The sequence below is a fragment of the uncultured Polaribacter sp. genome (assembly GCF_947497125.1).
GTDB lineage: Bacteria > Bacteroidota > Bacteroidia > Flavobacteriales > Flavobacteriaceae > Polaribacter.
Genome location: NZ_CANMFI010000003.1, coordinates 45,845 through 62,732, shown reverse-complemented (window position 1 = coordinate 62,732; position 16,888 = coordinate 45,845). Strand labels below are relative to the sequence as shown.

General features: G+C 33.2%; 15 protein-coding genes and 1 riboswitch. All 15 genes read right to left on the bottom strand.

All coding sequences use genetic code 11. The annotated features are described in order from the left end of the window. Positions 1-30: 30 nt before the first annotated feature. A riboswitch (SAM riboswitch) is annotated at positions 31-125 on the bottom strand. Between the two features lie 73 nt (positions 126-198). Next, positions 199-1,092 (bottom strand): cysteine synthase CysM, encoded by an 894-nt coding sequence (gene cysM / locus Q0678_RS05600; protein ID WP_299055115.1) that lies wholly within the window; start codon positions 1,090-1,092, stop codon positions 199-201. A gap of 1 nt (position 1,093) precedes the next feature. Beyond that, on the bottom strand, positions 1,094-1,852 hold the full coding sequence (epsC, locus tag Q0678_RS05595) for a serine O-acetyltransferase EpsC (RefSeq protein ID WP_299055112.1): 759 nt from the start codon (positions 1,850-1,852) through the stop codon (positions 1,094-1,096). Positions 1,853-1,859: 7 nt separating this feature from the next. Then, complete coding sequence (locus Q0678_RS05590; protein ID WP_299055109.1) at positions 1,860-2,192, bottom strand: 2Fe-2S iron-sulfur cluster-binding protein; 333 nt, start codon at positions 2,190-2,192, stop codon at positions 1,860-1,862. A 284-nt stretch (positions 2,193-2,476) separates the two neighbouring features. Beyond that, on the bottom strand, positions 2,477-3,532 hold the full coding sequence (locus tag Q0678_RS05585; protein WP_299055106.1) for an NAD(P)/FAD-dependent oxidoreductase: 1,056 nt from the start codon (positions 3,530-3,532) through the stop codon (positions 2,477-2,479). 25 nt (positions 3,533-3,557) lie between these two features. Further along, the gene (locus Q0678_RS05580) at positions 3,558-4,133 is read right to left on the bottom strand and encodes a bifunctional precorrin-2 dehydrogenase/sirohydrochlorin ferrochelatase (protein WP_299055103.1); all 576 of its coding nucleotides are present in this window, start codon (positions 4,131-4,133) and stop codon (positions 3,558-3,560) included. A gap of 9 nt (positions 4,134-4,142) precedes the next feature. Next, positions 4,143-4,910, bottom strand: coding sequence for a uroporphyrinogen-III C-methyltransferase (cobA, locus tag Q0678_RS05575; protein ID WP_299055101.1), 768 nt, complete (start codon positions 4,908-4,910; stop codon positions 4,143-4,145). Next, entirely contained in the window at positions 4,903-7,008 is a 2,106-nt protein-coding gene (locus Q0678_RS05570; RefSeq protein ID WP_299055097.1) for a nitrite reductase, read from the bottom strand. Before Q0678_RS05570 ends, cobA begins: the two co-directional genes overlap by 8 nt. Before the next feature lie 13 nt (positions 7,009-7,021). Continuing rightward, positions 7,022-8,269 (bottom strand): GTP-binding protein, encoded by a 1,248-nt coding sequence (locus tag Q0678_RS05565; RefSeq protein WP_299055095.1) that lies wholly within the window; start codon positions 8,267-8,269, stop codon positions 7,022-7,024. Positions 8,270-8,327: 58 nt separating this feature from the next. Continuing rightward, positions 8,328-9,233: a sulfate adenylyltransferase subunit CysD gene (cysD, locus tag Q0678_RS05560; RefSeq protein WP_299055093.1), complete on the bottom strand. Its 906-nt coding sequence runs from the start codon at positions 9,231-9,233 to the stop codon at positions 8,328-8,330. An 11-nt stretch (positions 9,234-9,244) separates the two neighbouring features. Next, entirely contained in the window at positions 9,245-9,853 is a 609-nt protein-coding gene (locus tag Q0678_RS05555) for a phosphoadenosine phosphosulfate reductase family protein (RefSeq protein ID WP_299055091.1), read from the bottom strand. Between the two features lie 4 nt (positions 9,854-9,857). Next, the gene (locus Q0678_RS05550) at positions 9,858-10,121 is read right to left on the bottom strand and encodes a DUF2061 domain-containing protein (RefSeq protein WP_299055089.1); all 264 of its coding nucleotides are present in this window, start codon (positions 10,119-10,121) and stop codon (positions 9,858-9,860) included. Positions 10,122-10,344: 223 nt separating this feature from the next. Next, positions 10,345-10,758 (bottom strand): Rrf2 family transcriptional regulator, encoded by a 414-nt coding sequence (locus Q0678_RS05545; protein WP_299055086.1) that lies wholly within the window; start codon positions 10,756-10,758, stop codon positions 10,345-10,347. 32 nt (positions 10,759-10,790) lie between these two features. After that, a complete protein-coding gene (locus tag Q0678_RS05540; RefSeq protein ID WP_299055084.1) occupies positions 10,791-11,996 on the bottom strand; it encodes a polysaccharide lyase family 7 protein in 1,206 nt (401 codons plus the stop codon). Positions 11,997-12,074: 78 nt separating this feature from the next. Beyond that, positions 12,075-13,244 carry an O-succinylhomoserine sulfhydrylase gene (locus tag Q0678_RS05535; protein WP_299055081.1) on the bottom strand — a complete coding sequence of 390 codons (1,170 nt, stop codon included), beginning with the start codon at positions 13,242-13,244 and terminating at the stop codon, positions 12,075-12,077. Between the two features lie 155 nt (positions 13,245-13,399). After that, the gene (gene thrA / locus Q0678_RS05530; RefSeq protein WP_299055079.1) at positions 13,400-16,801 is read right to left on the bottom strand and encodes a bifunctional aspartate kinase/homoserine dehydrogenase I; all 3,402 of its coding nucleotides are present in this window, start codon (positions 16,799-16,801) and stop codon (positions 13,400-13,402) included. Positions 16,802-16,888 lie beyond the last annotated feature (87 nt).

Below are 16,888 nucleotides of genomic sequence, written 5' to 3'. Positions count from 1 at the left end.
TTGAAAGAACTAAAAAGATACTAGAAAAATCTAATATCTATTCGTAGAATGTAGCACCTTTCTCATAACTTGAGAGGTTGCCAAGGCTTCACTGGGTCTAATCCCTCTGCCTTTCGTGATAACGAATTAATAAGTTTATGAACTGCGTTACAAAGTAACGGATTATTTTTTATTTGTGGTAGTTTTATGTGATAAAATCTACTCTTTTTCATAAAGTGATGAAGACAAATATCGATCTCCTCTATCACACACAATAGCAACTACAACTCCTTTGTCTAATTGCTGCGCAACTTTAATTGCACTCGCCACAGAACCACCACTACTCATGCCAGCAAAAATGCCTTCTTCTTCGGCTAACTTTTGCGTCATTGCTTTTGCTTCTGCCTCATCTACATCTATAACTGCATCTATTTTTCTTCTATTAAAAATTGCTGGCAAATATTCTTCTGGCCAATTTCTAATTCCAGGAATTTTGGCACCTTCTTTTGGCTGAACACCTGTAATTACAATGTCTGGGTTTTGCTCTTTTAAATAGTCTGAAACTCCCATAATAGTTCCTGTGGTTCCCATAGTACACACAAAATGTGTTACTTGCCCTTCTGTGTCTCTCCAAATTTCTGGACCAGTACCTTTGTAATGTGCTTTAGAATTGTCTGTATTATCAAACTGATTTAAACGGTAATACCCTTTTTTATATTTTAGTTTTAAGGCATAATCTCTTGCACCTTCCATTCCTAATTTCTGATCTGTTAACACAACCTTTGCTCCGTAAGCACGCATTGTTTTAACACGCTCTACAGTCGCATTTTCTGGCATTACCAAAACCATATGCACACCTAAAACTTTTGCCATTAAAGCCAATGCAATTCCTGTATTACCACTTGTTGCTTCAACTAAAGTATCGCCTTTTTTTATGTTTTTTCTCTTTAAAGCTTCAGAAATCATGTTGAAAGCAGCTCTATCTTTTACACTTCCTCCGGGGTTGTTGCCTTCTAACTTTAATAACAAAGTAACTCCTTCTTTTTTAAAGATATTTTGCACTTCTACCAATGGTGTATTTCCTACAAAATCTATAATACTTTTTGTTTTCATTTTAATTTCTTTTTTGAAAAATGTTATTTTCAGATTGTACTGTAACTATAGAATTTTCTGTAATTGACTCTGTAACACATACATTGGCGCCAATAATAGAGTTTTGTCCAATAATTACATCTCCTCCCAAAATAGTAGCATTTGCGTAAATAATAACATTACTTTCTATGGTTGGATGACGTTTTGTAAACGCCATACTTTTTTTAACTTGAATACCTCCCAAAGTAACTCCCTGAAAAATAGTTACATTGTCTTTTATAACAGTCGTTTCTCCGATAACAATACCGGTAGCGTGATCTATAAAAAAAGCATCGCCAATTTGTGCTCCAGGATGAATGTCTGTCCCTGTAACTCCGTGAGCAAACTCGCTCATCATTCTAGGTAAAACAGGTATTTCTTGTTGTAATAATTGATGACTTAATCGATATACTGCAATGGCATAAAAACCCGGATACGCTAAATAAATTTCTCGAATACTTTTTGCTGCCGGATCTCTTTGCAAAGCTGCCTGCGCGTCTAAATCTAATTTTTTTCTAATTTCTGGAAACGACTTTTCAAAATCTGACCAAAAACCAGGCTCTTTCCCTAGCTCTAAACGCTCTAATATTTTAAAAAATTGAATCTGCGTTTCGGTTGCTTTTTGTTTTTGATAATTAGTATCAAACAAGCAATTAATTAATTCTTTTGTAAAAATAGCTACCGCATCTCTTAAACACATGCTATAATTTTTTAAAGCCACCATTTCATCTACCTCTTTCATTTTAATCTTACATTTCTGGAGCTAATGCCACTTCTAATCCATCCATTTCTGGAGTCATTTGTATTTGACACCCTAACCTACTGTTGTCTTGCACGTTAAAAGCTTCTGCTAACATGGCATCTTCATCATCAGAAATTTCAGGTAATGCTGTGTTTGATGTTACATAACATTGGCAAGAGGCACACATTGCCATACCGCCACAAACACCAATGGTACCTTCTTCTGCCAGTTCATAAGAACGCACAACCTCCATTAAATTCATGGCCATGTCTGTTGGAGCAACTACCTCATGTGTTACACCATTTCTGTCTGTAATCTTAATATTTATATCTACACTCATTATCTACATTTATCAAACATCAAAAGTAAGAAATTTGATTGGTTAGACCTCATTGATACTGAATCAAATTCAGCACTAGAAAGCTGTAAAGTCTTTTGTTTTTAAATTAACTACTAATTACCAGTCAGCATTTAGTTTCAAACTGGTTTAGCCCAGATAGAAGCATTTGTTTGAGCTCTTTTTGCCTTTTTAGCAAAAAAGCGAGTGCTGAAAGCTGGAAATAGCTTCTAATAATACTTACTATAGAAAATCTAAAACATTTTTAAAAAACTAATTAGCAATCTTTAATTTATCGCTTTTACAACTGCTTTTGGCGCTTCTTTTTTAGTTCCATCAAAACCTTCTACACCGCCAACAGTGGTATATTTCATTACATATTTTTTGTCAGGAAAAATTCGCTTATAAGCACTTTGGCACATTAAAGTTGCCTCGTGAAAACCACAAAGAATCAATTTTAATTTACCTGGATACGTGTTTACATCTCCAATTGCATACACGCCTTCTATGTTGGTTTGATAATCTAAAGCATTGTTTACCTTAATGGCATTCTTCTCGATTTCTAAACCCCAATTTGCGATAGGCCCCAATTTAGGTGAAAGTCCAAAAAGCGGAATAAAATGGTCGGTATCTATGATAAATGCATCTTCACCTTCTTTTTCTACGGCAACACCCGTTACTTTATCGGTTCCTAAAATTCCTTTTACTTCAGCTGGAGTTATGATATTAATTTTCCCTAAGTTTTTTAATTCTTGTGCTTTTTCAACAGAATCTAAAGCTCCTCTAAACTCATTTCTTCTATGAATTAAAGTTACCTCTTCGGCAACATCAGACAAGAAAATTGCCCAGTCTAAAGCAGAATCTCCACCACCAGAAATGACAACTCTTTTGTTTCTGTATAGTTCTGGTTCTTTAATAATGTATTCAACACCATTATCTTCAAACTTCTCTAACCCTTCAATTTTAGGTTTTCTTGGTTCAAAAGAACCTAAACCACCTGCAATTGCAACAATTTTAGCATGATGTTTTGTTCCTTTATTAGTGGTTACAATAAAAGTACCATCTTCTTGTTTGTCTATAGTTTCTGCTCTTTCTCCTAAAGTAAAACCTGGCTCAAACTGTTTTGTTTGTTCTAACAATTTATGGGTTAAATCTCCTGCTAAAATCTCTGGATATGCAGGTATATCGTAAATTGGTTTCTTCGGATAAATCTCTGAACATTGCCCGCCAGGTTGTGCCAATGCATCTATTAAATGGCATTTTAACTTTAACAATCCTGCTTCAAAAACGGTAAATAATCCTGTGGGTCCTGCTCCAATAATTAATATGTCTGTTGTAATCATTTTTTTTGCTTTTTACGCTTCGCTTTTACTTTTCTACCAAACTCTTTGTAAACTCGTTTAGCTTTTCTACTTTTTCTTCAAAGTTCCCTTTGATTGTTTTTCTGTATTCGTTTAAATTTTTCACTAAATCGTCTACATTTTCTGGAATTACATCTTCAAAAAACTGACGCAATCTTTTGGCTGTTGTTGGCGATTTTCCGTTGGTTGAAATGGCCACTTTTACATTGCCTTTGGTTACAATTCCGCCCATATAAAAATCACAAAAAGGAGGATTATCGGCAACATTTACCAAAATACTTCGCTTTCTACAATGTTTGTAAACAGTTTCATTTACTTTAGGAATGTCTGTAGTTGCAACCACAATATGTTTCCCTTTTAAATATCGCCTGCTATACTTTTTATTGATGAGTTTTACATTTCCTTTTTTAGACAAAGCAATAGTATCTTCTCTAAACATTGGCGAAACCATGGTTACATTGGCATCTGGACTCGATTTCAACAAAAAAGTTAGTTTTTCTTCTGCTACAAAACCTCCGCCAACAATTAAAACTTGTAAGTTTTTAGTTTTTAAAAAAATAGGATATAGATTATTTCTTTCCATCACAAATAATTACACAAATACTTCTTCTAAGTATTCTTGTTGAACATTTGCCAAAATAGCTTTGTGTCTTACAACTTCTCCTAAAACAATAATTGCAGGATTGCTTAACTCTTTTTCTTTAACAATTTCTAAAATAGTATCTACAGTACCAATACCAACTTTTTCGTTACTTCTTGTTCCGTTTTGAATGATAGCAACTGGCAAATCATTTTTATTTTCTTGTTGAAATAAAGCTACAATTTCTGCTAATTTTCCCATGCCCATTAACACCACAACAGTTGCATTAGATTTCGCTGCCAACGCAACATCATCAGACAATTTGTGTGCTTTTGTGGTTCCTGTTATCACCCAAAAACTCTCTGCACTTCCGCGTTTTGTAACTGGTATGTTTTGAGAAGCTGGTACCGCTAAAGAAGATGAAATTCCTGGCACCATGGCTGTTTCTATTCCAAATTTTGCTGCATATTCCATTTCTTCTGCACCTCGTCCGAAGATAAAAGGGTCGCCCCCTTTTAAACGAACTACATGACCATCTGTTTGTGCTCTTGCTACAATTAAATCGTTAATTTGTTCTTGTTGATAGCTGTAACAACCTCTTCTTTTTCCAACAAAAATAAGTTCTGCATCAGGGTTTACATACTCTAATAACGCTTCATTCACCAAAGCATCATATAAAACTACATTGGCATTTTTTAACGCTTTAATTGCTTTTAACGTAATTAAATCTTCGTCTCCTGGCCCAGCGCCAACTACTGTTAATTTTGGTGTTTTATACATGACTTACCTCTAATTTTCTAAAAGCAGCCACTTTTTTGTAAAACGATTTTGCATCGTTTATATAGCTTTCTGCAAATGCTTTTGTTGGTTTCTCTTTTTTAATCTGATACACTAATGCTTCAAAAGAACCATTCAATTCAATTTTATTGGTTTCAACAAAATGTTTTTGAAAGTCTGAAACAATTACAGCTTGTGTATTTGTCTTGATATTTTCTGCGATTAACAATGCTTTTGCCGTATTTACAAGCGATGTATAGGCATGATAAATGCTATCTGAAAATTGATTTTCTTGCAATGCCTGCTCTGCATTGGTTATTTTTTCTTCACTTTCAAACAATAAAGTGGCAATTAAATCGATAACCACACCAGCACATTCACCTACTCCAATTGCTTTTACATAGTTTTCAGAATGCCCCCAATCTATAAAATCATTCGGTTCTAAATTTGTAGTATCAGAAAGTGTTTTTAGCAAGTCATAAAAATAAATCTTCCCTTGCCTATCATAATACTCTAAAAAAGTTTCTTTTGATTGCTGATTTTTCTCAACATCATTTAAAAGAACACGCAAAGCTTCAGGACCTCTCTTACTTGGTATTTTTATCAATTTATCAGAAAAACGTCCTTGTCCATCTCCTAAAATACCACCACCAATTAAAATTTGTAAAGCGGGTGCTTGTAAATTACCAACCTTGATAGACATTCCTTGAAAACCAATATGCGCCATGTTGTGTTGCCCACAAGCATTCATACAACCACTAATTTTAATGGCTATTTCTTTGTTATTTAAATACTTTGGATATTCTTCTTCTAACACCTTTTCTAAAACAACAGCAATACCAGTACTACTTGCAATTCCTAAATTACAGGTATCTGTACCCGGGCAAGCCGTAATATCTGCAGTAGAATTGTAGCCAGAATTGGCAAATCCTAATTTTTGTAACTCAACATAAAAGAAAGGCAATAGTTCTTCTCTTACATGACGGATTAAAATATTCTGACGCAATGTTAAACGAATTTCATTTGCAGCATACTTATACACTAAATCTGCTAGCAAACGTGCTTTTGGTGTATAAAAATCTCCTAAATGTACTTTTATTCCGATAGCAAACAAACCAGCTTGTTTTTGTTGGATAACGTTGGTTTCTTTCCATTTATTAAAACCAACTTCATCATCTATTGCTACAGAAGGTATTGTGTTTTCTATAAAAGAAATTGGTTGTTCAAAATCGGTAGTATCTACTTTAAAAGTTTTGTTTTCTAAAGCTGCTACTTCTTCTGATACTAATTGTAAAAAAGCATTGATTCCTACATCCTTTACCAAAAATTTTAATCTTGCTTTTGCTCTTTTTGCACGTTCTCCAAAACGATCAAAAATTCTTAAAACTCCTTCTATAGTTGGTATTAAAAGATCTTCTTCTAAAAAATCATAAATAACATCTGCATGTCTTGGTTGCGATCCTAAACCACCACCTAACAATACTTTAAACCCTTTTTTTACAACTCCGTTTTCTGTTTTTATTTTTGCAATAAAGCCTAAATCATGAATAAAACTAATCGCAGTGTCACTCTCTGTTCCTGAAAAAGACATTTTAAATTTACGTCCCATTTCTTGACAAATTGGGTTTCGTAAAAAGAATTTAAATGTAGCATCTGCATACGGCGAAACATCAAAAGGTTCATCAATATCTATACCAGCAGTTTCAGATGCCGTTACATTTCTAACTGCATTGCCACAAGCTTCTCTTAAAGTAATATCATCTTTTTCTAATTGCGCCCATAATTCTGGCGTTCTGTCTAAACTTACATGATGAATTTGAATATCTTGCCTTGTGGTAATGTGCAATCTTCCACGTGAATACTCGTCTGAAACATCTGCAATTCTATGCAATTGTTGACTTGTAACTTTTCCGTAAGGTAATTTTATACGAATCATTTGCACACCAAACTGACGCTGACCATATACACCTCTTGCCAAACGAAGACTTCTAAAACGTTCTTCGTCTATTTTTCCTTCTTTAAAAAGTTGAATTTTTCTTTCTAATTCTAGAATGTCTTTTTCTACAATCGGATTTTCTATTTCTGTTCTAAAACTTTGCATGCTTCTTATTTTTTTATCGGATAAAACCGACACCAACTGTATTGTTTGTTTTCGGATTGATTAAAATAAATGAACCGTTCGATTTATTTTTATTATAAGCATCCACTAATAGAGGCTTGCTTAATTTTAATTGAATGTCTCCTATTTCATTCAATTTTAATGCTGTAGGATTGTCAATTTTTCCAGAAAAATCTGTTTTTATAATACTCGATAATTGAGTGATTTTTGCCTGCGCATCATTAACACCATGTTTTATGTAATATTTCTGAGAAGCTTGCAAAGGCTCTTTATCCATCCAACAAACAGTTGCATTTAATTGTTTTGTAACCGTTGGTTGCTCTGCTACTTTAACCAACATATCTCCTCTACTTACATTTACATTGTCTTCCAAAGTAATGGTTACAGAACTACCGTTTTTAGCCTTTAGATATTCCGTATCAAAAAAGTGTATTGTTTTAATTTTTGATTTAGTCTGTGATGGCAATACAGAAATTTCATCTCCTACTTCTAAATCACCACCATAGATTTTACCTGCATAGCCTCTAAAATCATGAAATTCTGCTGTTTTTGGTCTGATAACTGTTTGTACCGGAAAACGTACTTGAGATACTTCATTAATATCTGTTGCTTGTAAATTTTCTAAATGATGTAACAAAGTTTCTCCTGTATACCAAGGTGTATTTTCAGATTTATCAACCACATTATCTCCTTGTAAAGCAGACAAAGGAATAAATGTTAACTGCTGATTTTTATAACCACTTTTACTTGCTAAATACTCTATTTCACCTTTTATGGTATTGTATTTTTCTTCAGAAAAATCTACCAAATCCATTTTATTAATAGCAATTACAACATCTTTAATACGTAATAAATTATTGATAAAAAAATGTCTGTATGTTTGCTCTACAACACCGTTTCTTGCATCAATTAAAACAATAGAAGCTTGCGCTGTTGAGGCACCAGTTACCATGTTTCTTGTATATTCTACATGCCCAGGCGTGTCTGCAATAATGAAACTCTTTTTTCTTGTAGAAAAATAAATATGAGCTACATCTATGGTAATTCCTTGCTCGCGTTCGGCAATCAAACCATCTGTTGCAAGAGAAAAATCTAAATAATCGAAACCACGTTGTTTGCTTTTTTCTTCTATTGCAGTTAACTTATCGTCTGTTAATGATTTTGTATCGTATAAAATGCGCCCAATTAAGGTGCTTTTACCATCATCTACACTACCTGCTGTTGCTATTTTTAGTACGTTCATATTTTTTTACTGTAGGCTATATGTTGCTTATAACATAAAGCTTATTACTTAAATGATTTTAAAAATACCCTTGTTGTTTTCTTTTTTCCATAGCGGCTTCAGAACGTTTGTCGTCTATTCTAGCACCTCTTTCTGAAATAGAAGAATCTCTAATTTCTTCTACTACTTTTGCAATATCTACTGCATCAGATAAAACGGCGGCAGTACAACTCATATCGCCCACAGTTCTAAAACGCACCATTTGTTCTACAACCTCTTCTTCTTCATCTCGATACACAACAGCATCGTCTGCAGACCAAATAAACCCATCTCGGTAAAAAATGTTTCTTTTGTGAGCAAAATAAATCGATGGTATTTCGATAGCTTCTTTTTCTATGTAAGACCAAACATCTAGCTCTGTCCAGTTAGAGATTGGAAAAACACGAACATTCTGTCCTAAATCTATTTTTCCGTTTAACATATCAAATACTTCCGGACGCTGGTTTTTTTCATCCCATTGTCCAAAATCATCTCTAACAGAAAAAATTCTTTCTTTTGCTCTTGCTTTTTCTTCATCTCTTCTTGCACCTCCAATACAAGCATCAAAACCAAACTCTTCTATAGCATCTAACAAGGTTTCTGTTTGCAGCATATTTCTACTGGCATATTTGCCCGTTTCTTCTTTTACAGAACCATTGTCTATATTGTCTTGTACATTTCTAACAATTAATTCTACCCCCAATTCTTTGGTTAATCGGTCTCTAAATTCTATTGTTTCAGGAAAATTATGCCCTGTATCTATATGCATTAACGGAAAAGGTATTTTTGCGGGGTAAAAAGCTTTTTGAGCCAATCTTACCAATGTAATACTGTCTTTTCCACCAGAGAAAAGCAATACAGGTTTTTCAAACTGTGCTACTACTTCTCTAAGGATATAAATGGCTTCACTTTCTAAAGCATCTACTTGTATTGTTTTTTGATTCATTATCATGTCTTTTAGATATGCAAACCACATTCTCTGTTGTTTTCTACTTTTGTAGGATCGAAATACGTAAATTCATTCGGCAAATTCAATTTGGCTAAATACGCATCTAAATCAGTATCTATCCAGTTATAAAACGGACTCACTTTTACAATTCCGTCTTTACTTTTAGAAACAATATCAATACCATCTCTAAAAGCAGTTTGTCCTTTTCTCAAATTAGTAAACCAAACATCTGGTTTGTGTTCTTGCATGGCTCTTGTAAAAGGTTCTAATTTTACTTGTTGGGTAAAAACAGCATGCTTTGGGTCTTCTATAGAAGGTACACCTAACACAATATTTCTATGTGCAACTGTTTGTTTTGGAACATACAATTGAACGTTTAACTGTAGTTTTTTAATAATTTCTTCGGCATGTTTATAGGTTTGCGGTGTGTTGTAACCAGTATCGCACCAAATAACTTTTATGTTTTTTTGCACTTCTGAAACTGCCTGTAAAATTGCAACTTCATAGGGTCTAAAATTGGTAGTAACTATTGGCTTTTCTGATATAGAAATGGCCCAATTAATTATTTCTTTCGGACTCTTATCTTTTAATTCTTTATTTATCTGCTCTAAATTCATCTTCTTATTTTCCCCATTTTATTTTGTTCCATATTCTTTCATGAAAAAAATACAATACTAATTTTGTTATAAAATCTATGGATGCAATTGAGGTTGCTAAACCAATTTTACCTGTAAGTATATAAGACACCACCAGCGTATCTAGCGTTCCAATAACTCTCCAACTCAATGCTTTTATAACACTTCGCAAAGGTTTTTCTGAAGCAATATCTTCTTCAAAACCTTTACGTCGTGTTTTCCTACTAAAAATGACTTGATTTAAAATCATAGCAAATTAATTCAAAATAATACCCTATTTATTTAGTAGGATAATGCAAACCTACATTAAATTTTAAGTCTACAAAACAAATGAGCGCTAAAAAATCTAACTACCCTATCGATTTAATAGATTAATAATAATAGTATAAATTATTTGCGAATATGAAACTACAATAAGGTGATTATTGAAAATATGACTTTACAAAAAAAACGAAAGAATTACAAGGAGAGTTTTAGTCTTTGCAAAGGTCTGCTAAAGAAGTGTTTTTAAATATTTTAAGGGTATTGTCTCTTACCTGAATCATTAATTTATGCACAGAGCACGCATTTTCATCAGGGCAATCATCACACTTTTCATAAAAATTTAAACTTACACAAGGCACCATAGATATTGGCCCTTCTAAAATTCTCATTACAGAGGTCATAGGTATATTTGATGGGCTATTTAACAAATAATAACCGCCACCTTTTCCTTTTTTAGATCCTAAAATTCCGTTTTTACGAAGTGTTAAAAGAATACTCTCTAAAAATTTTAATGATATATTTTCACTTTTAGAAATTGTAGCAATAGCAACAGGAGTTTTATCTTCTTGTTTTGCAAGAAAAGTAAGTGCTTTAATACCGTATTTCGTCTTTTTAGAAAGCATAGCGCTAATATAAGTGTTTTAAAAAGACTGTCTTAATTTGTATGACTTTTTTCTAAGGCATAAAAAGTTGCTTGTACATAATCATCTGCATCACCAGAATTATTACCCTGATACACACCTGCTTTAAAATACATATATTGCCCACCAACATTGTAACCACTAGTTGCCATATTTACAGTTTTTACAACATTACTTTTATCCTCTCTTCTGATTGTTACTGTCAAAGTATCTCCAACAACTTTAATGGTGTAACTAAACTTTTCGTTTAATGCAATTCCGTCTGATGGGTTAGAAGCTGTATTACTTCTAGAGCCAATCATTTCATGCCATTGCTCTGCACCAAAACCATCTCTAGGTTCGTGTGCAAAATAAATAGACCCAAGTTGGTTGTTAGGTAATTTTCTGTAATAAATACGTATCGGCTCATCATCATTGGCATGAATTTGCCCTATAATTACGCGACCAACATGGCTATTACTCCCTGTTGTTGTTACATGATTTACCGCAAGTGTTGCATTCATTTCGCCATCATAACCTGCAGCCGCATTGATATCTGCTGCTGGTGCTGTACCAAAAACCCAGTTATTTTTATTAACGCCTTGGGTATTAATATTGGTATTGTTACCTCTAAGCATTTCTCGCAATTCTACTCTAGTATAACTTGTATTTGCAGAAGTTTTAAAACCATTAACCGGACATTTAAAAACCATTCCACCGTCTGCTGCCGTGTAAAAATAATTGCCATTTTCAAAATCATCATTTAGCTGACTAACAGTAATTGTAGTTGCTGTTCCGTTTCCTTTATCAACAGGTATGCTTAAGTTCCAGGTAGATAAATCGAAATTTTCAGAAGGTGCTTTGGTAGCATCTAAAACATCAGTACTTTCATCTCTAGCCAATTGTGTAATTGTAATTGTTTTTGAAATAATACCACCTATAACCGTGACAGTTCCGGTTCTATTTTGGTCTGATAGATTTTCTGCTACAGAAATCTCAATTTCACCATTATTTGTTCCAAAAGTAGGACTAACAAAAATCCAATTATTCGTATTGTTCGTATACCAATACATGTTAGCAGTTACCGTAACAGATTGAGAACTTTGCCTAGAAGAAAACTCAGACAATAAAGAGACTTCTAAAATTTCGTTTATAGCTTCTTCATTGCTGTCTTTAGAACTGCATCCAAATAAAAAAACACCAACTATAACTGTACAAGTAAATTTTAATAGCTTAACCATGTCTGAACAATAAAATAAATACTAAAGATAGCAAAAGAGATACTAATTTTGCAAATAAAAGAATGTGATACTTAAAATTTAGTATCCATTTAAAGCTTGCTCTAAATCGGCAATAATATCTGCTACATTTTCTAAACCAACAGAAACCCTTACCAATCCTTTTGTTATGCCAACCTCTAACCTATCTTCTTCAGACAATTTACCATGAGTTGTAGAGGAAGGATGTGTAACAATGGTTCTTGTATCTCCTAAATTTGCAGATAATGAACACATTTTTATGTTGTCTAAAAATTTTCTGCCAGCTTCAATACCTCCTTTAATTTCAAAAGCAACAATATTACCACCTAAACTCATTTGTTTTTTAGCAATATTGTATTGTGGATGGGATTGTAAAAAAGGGTATTTAACCAGCGAAACATTTTTTTGAGTTTCTAAAAATTCTGCAACTTTTAAAGCGTTTTCTGCATGTTTTTCTACCCTAACGGACAATGTTTCAAGACTTTTAGACAACACCCACGCATTAAAAGGAGACATGGCAGGTCCTGTATTTCTTGCAAATAAGTAAATTTCTCGCATTAAAGTTGCTTTCCCAACAGTTACACCACCTAAAACACGTCCTTGCCCGTCTATTAGTTTTGTAGCAGAATGAATAACTAAATCGGCACCAAACTTAATTGGCTGCTGTACGTAAGGTGTTGCAAAGCAATTATCTACAATAAAAATAAGATTGTGTTTTTTGGCAATTTTACCAATCAATTCTAAATCTAAAATATCTACTGCCGGATTTGTAGGGGTTTCTATGTATAAAATTTTTGTGTTTGGTTTGATCAAACTTTCAACCAAATCAACTTCATTCACTTTAAAATAAGAAGTTTCTATGTTCCATTTTGGCAGAAACTTGGTAAACATACTATGTGTAGAGCCAAATACAGATCTACAAGAAACCACATGATCGCCAGCATTTAATAATGCAGCAAATGTTGAAAATATAGCAGACATTCCGGTTGCAAAAGCATATCCTGCCTCGGCACCTTCCATCTGAACTATTTTTTCTGTAAATTCTGTGGTATTCGGATTTGTAAACCGACTGTATAAATTACGTTGTTTTTCTTCGGCAAATGAAGCTCTCATTTCTTCAGCATCTTCAAAAACAAAACTAGAAGTTAAATATAAAGGTGTAGAGTGTTCTAAAAACTGACTTCTTTCAGTTTGATTTCTAATTGCTTGTGTTTCGAAATGTTTGTTCATTTTGGTATGTGGTTTTTGGTTGGTGGCTAATGGTTGAAAGTTACAACCAACAACTATCAATTAAAACTTTTTTAATTCTTTAATTATCCTCATTTTTGAAAATAAAGATTGTTATATTTTGCTTTCATTTTTTAGTGTCTGTGTTCAACCAAAAACTATAAACCGTTTTTAGCCAATCGTAAAATATCGCCAAAAACCCCTCTTGCCGTTACCTTACTTCCTGCTCCTGCGCCTTGTATAACCAATGGCTGTGAGCCATAAGACTCTGTATAAATTTCGAAAATAGCATCTGAACCTTTTAAAGAACCCAAAGGCGAATTTTTAGGAACAGAAACTAGTTTTACTTCTAAATTTCCTGTGTCTTTAGATAAATCGCCACTTAATTCGCCAATATATCTTAATACATGCTCTTCTTTTTGTGCTTCTTTTACCTGTTGATATTCAGTATTCATCAAGTCTAGACTAGATAAAAAACGCTCTGAAGTTCCTGCTCTTAAAGATTCTGGAATTAAATTTTGAATGCGAACATCAGACAGTTCATTTTCTAACTCTAGCTCTCTGGCTAAAATTAATAACTTTCTTGCCACATCATTTCCACCTAAATCTTCTCTAGCATCTGGTTCTGTATATCCTAACTCTATTGCTGCCGTTAATACCTCAGAAAAAGGTTTATTTTCTTCTGAAAAAGTATTAAATAAATAGCTTAAACTTCCTGAAAAAACACCTCTAATTTTAGTGATATTTTCTCCGGATTCATGCAACAAACGAATGGTATCGATTAAAGGTAAACCAGCACCAACATTGGTTTCGTATAAATACTGTTTCTTGTATTGTTGTAACTTATTACGTATTTCTTTGTAAAAATCAAAAGACAATGTATTGGCTATTTTATTACATGAAACCAAGTCGAAACCAGCAGCAATTAACGGAATGTAATTTTCTACAAAAGAAACACTTGCGGTATTGTCTACGGCAATTAAATTTTCTAAATGATGTGTTTTGGCATAACTAATAACACTTTCTATAGAAGGTGTTGTTGATTCAGAATTTTGAAGCGCTTGCTCCCAATTATCTGAAATACCTTGTTTATCTAACAACACTTTTTTTGAACTGATAACCGCAAAAATAGTGAGCTGTATATTTCTTCTTTCTAATACAGACGCTGCGTTTTCTATAATTTGATGAATAAGCGTTCCGCCAACCAATCCTTTGCCAAAAACGGCAATATTTATCTTCTTTGCAATACCAAAAACCTGACCATGAATGACATTTACAGCCTTGTTTAAATCTTCTTTTTTAACCACCAAACTCACGTTTTTTCCGGTTACGGTATTGTTAAATAATAACGGTACAATTTGATTTTTAATCAACGCATTGTATGGCAAATGAAAGGCACTTAAATCTTGACCAATTATAGAAATAACGGCCACATTATCTACAATAGAAATGTGATTTACATCTTGCGAATAAAAATCACTTTCAAAAGCAGCTTCTAAAGCCAAAACAGCCTCTGTTGCTTTGTCTGAATTGATAATTAAACCGATACCTCTTTCAGAAGAACCTTGCGAAACAATACTAACACTAATGTTTTTGTCACTTAACGCCTTAAAAATTCTGGCATCTACCCCTACTTTACCTAACAGACCTCTACCTTCAAGGTTTAACAACGAAACATTTTCTATTGTAGAGATAGATTTAATCCCTTTTTCTGATGTTTCAGCGGTTATTAAAGTGCCCTTATCTTCTTTATCAAACGTATTTAAAATTCTTAAATTGATGTTTTTCTCTAATAAAGGTATGATGGTTTTTGCGTGTAAAATTGTAGTACCAAAATTTGCCAACTCATTGGCTTCTGAAAAAGATAATTTTTCTATTTTTTTGGCATCGGCAACCAAATCAGGATTTGCCGTAAAAATACCACTTACGTGCGTGTAATTTTGAAGCTCTTCTGCATCTAAATAATTGGCCAAAAGCGCAGCAGAATAATTGCTACCATTTCTGCCTAAAGTAGTGGTTTCTCCTTTTTTATTTGCCGCAATAAAACCAGTTACAACATTAACTTTGTTGGTATTCTTTAAAAAATAAGAAATCACATTTTCTGATGATACTGCATTAATAGGCAATGCATTGCTAAAATTATCATCTGTAATAAGTAGCTTTCTAGCATCGACTGCATTGGCTAAAACTCCTTCTTTTTCAAGTAAGCTAACAACCACTTTTACAGCGAGTAATTCTCCTTGTGCTAAAACTTCATCTTTAATTTTAGAACTGTAATCACCTAACAAAGACACCCCTTCAAAAATAGTTTGTAAAGTGTTAAACTCTGTAGATAAATCTACTGAATTATTGGGCAATTGTTGGTATTCTTTAAACGAATGAAATGCGGATTTATAGTCTTGTTTAATCCTTGCTTTTTCTAAGAGTTCCTCTAAATCATCAGTAGTATTTCCTCTTGCAGAAACTACAACAGTTATTTTTTGGTTATTTTTAAGCTTCTCTAAAAGAATTGCTATGGTATTTTGCAACCCAAGTCCGTTTGCTAAAGATTTGCCTCCAAATTTTAGTATTTTCATTTTCTGTTCTCTGTATTCTTTGTTAAAAATAGGTGCTATCATTTTATGCAATTGATCGTACTCTATTAAAAATGCATCATGCCCGTGTACCGATTTAATTTCGTGATAGGTAACATTTTCTTTTGTTAACGCTAACTTTTTAAACGTTTCTCGGTTTTCTTCCGCAGTAAAAAACAAATCAGAATCTACACCAATTATGTGAATACTAGCTTCTATTTCATCTAAAACATCGATACTTTTTTCCTCATTTTGAGTAACATCGATGGTTTTTAATAGTTGATTCATCAACTTGTAAGATGATAACTGATAGCGTTCTTGTAGCTTTTCGCCATGATGTAACAACCAACTTTCTACATTAAAAATGGTAGAATTGTCTTTTTTAGATCGGTGAAAACGCTCTTTAAAAGATGCTGGCGTTCTGTAACACAACATGGCATGCATACGCGCATCATGCACAGGATTGCTAGAGTTTACCAAAAATTGTTCTTGAATTTGACAGTTCGCAATTAACCAATCTGTCGATTTCCAATCGGTTGCAATTGGTAAAAAATGTTGCGTTAATTTTGTATTTAAAACTAACATTTCCCAAGCAATACCACCACCTAAAGATCCACCAATCAATGCAAATAAAGTGGTTACTTGTAGCTGATGCAGACCTTCTAAAAAAATACGAGCTACATCTCTTGCAATAAAATCTTTATAATTTTCAATCAAAAAACCATCAAAACCATTGCCAGGTATATTAAAAGAAAGTATCGTATAACTATTAGTGTCTATTGTCTTTTCTGCTCCTACAATATCTTGCCACCAACCATCAGAACCTGCAACATTACTATTCCCAGTTAATGCATGATTTATTAAAACAACGGGCGCAGTGCCTAACTTTTGCCCAAAAACCTGATAACTCAAATTAATTTCAGCAATAGAAACCCCCAGTTCTGTGGTAAAGTTTTTTATGTTGATATGTTGCAACGGATGTTCCAAGATACTTTTGTGTTTTATAGATATTTGTCTGTCTGAGCATAGTTTCGAGAACTTAAACTCTCTAAACTACGCTCAAATAAACACTTT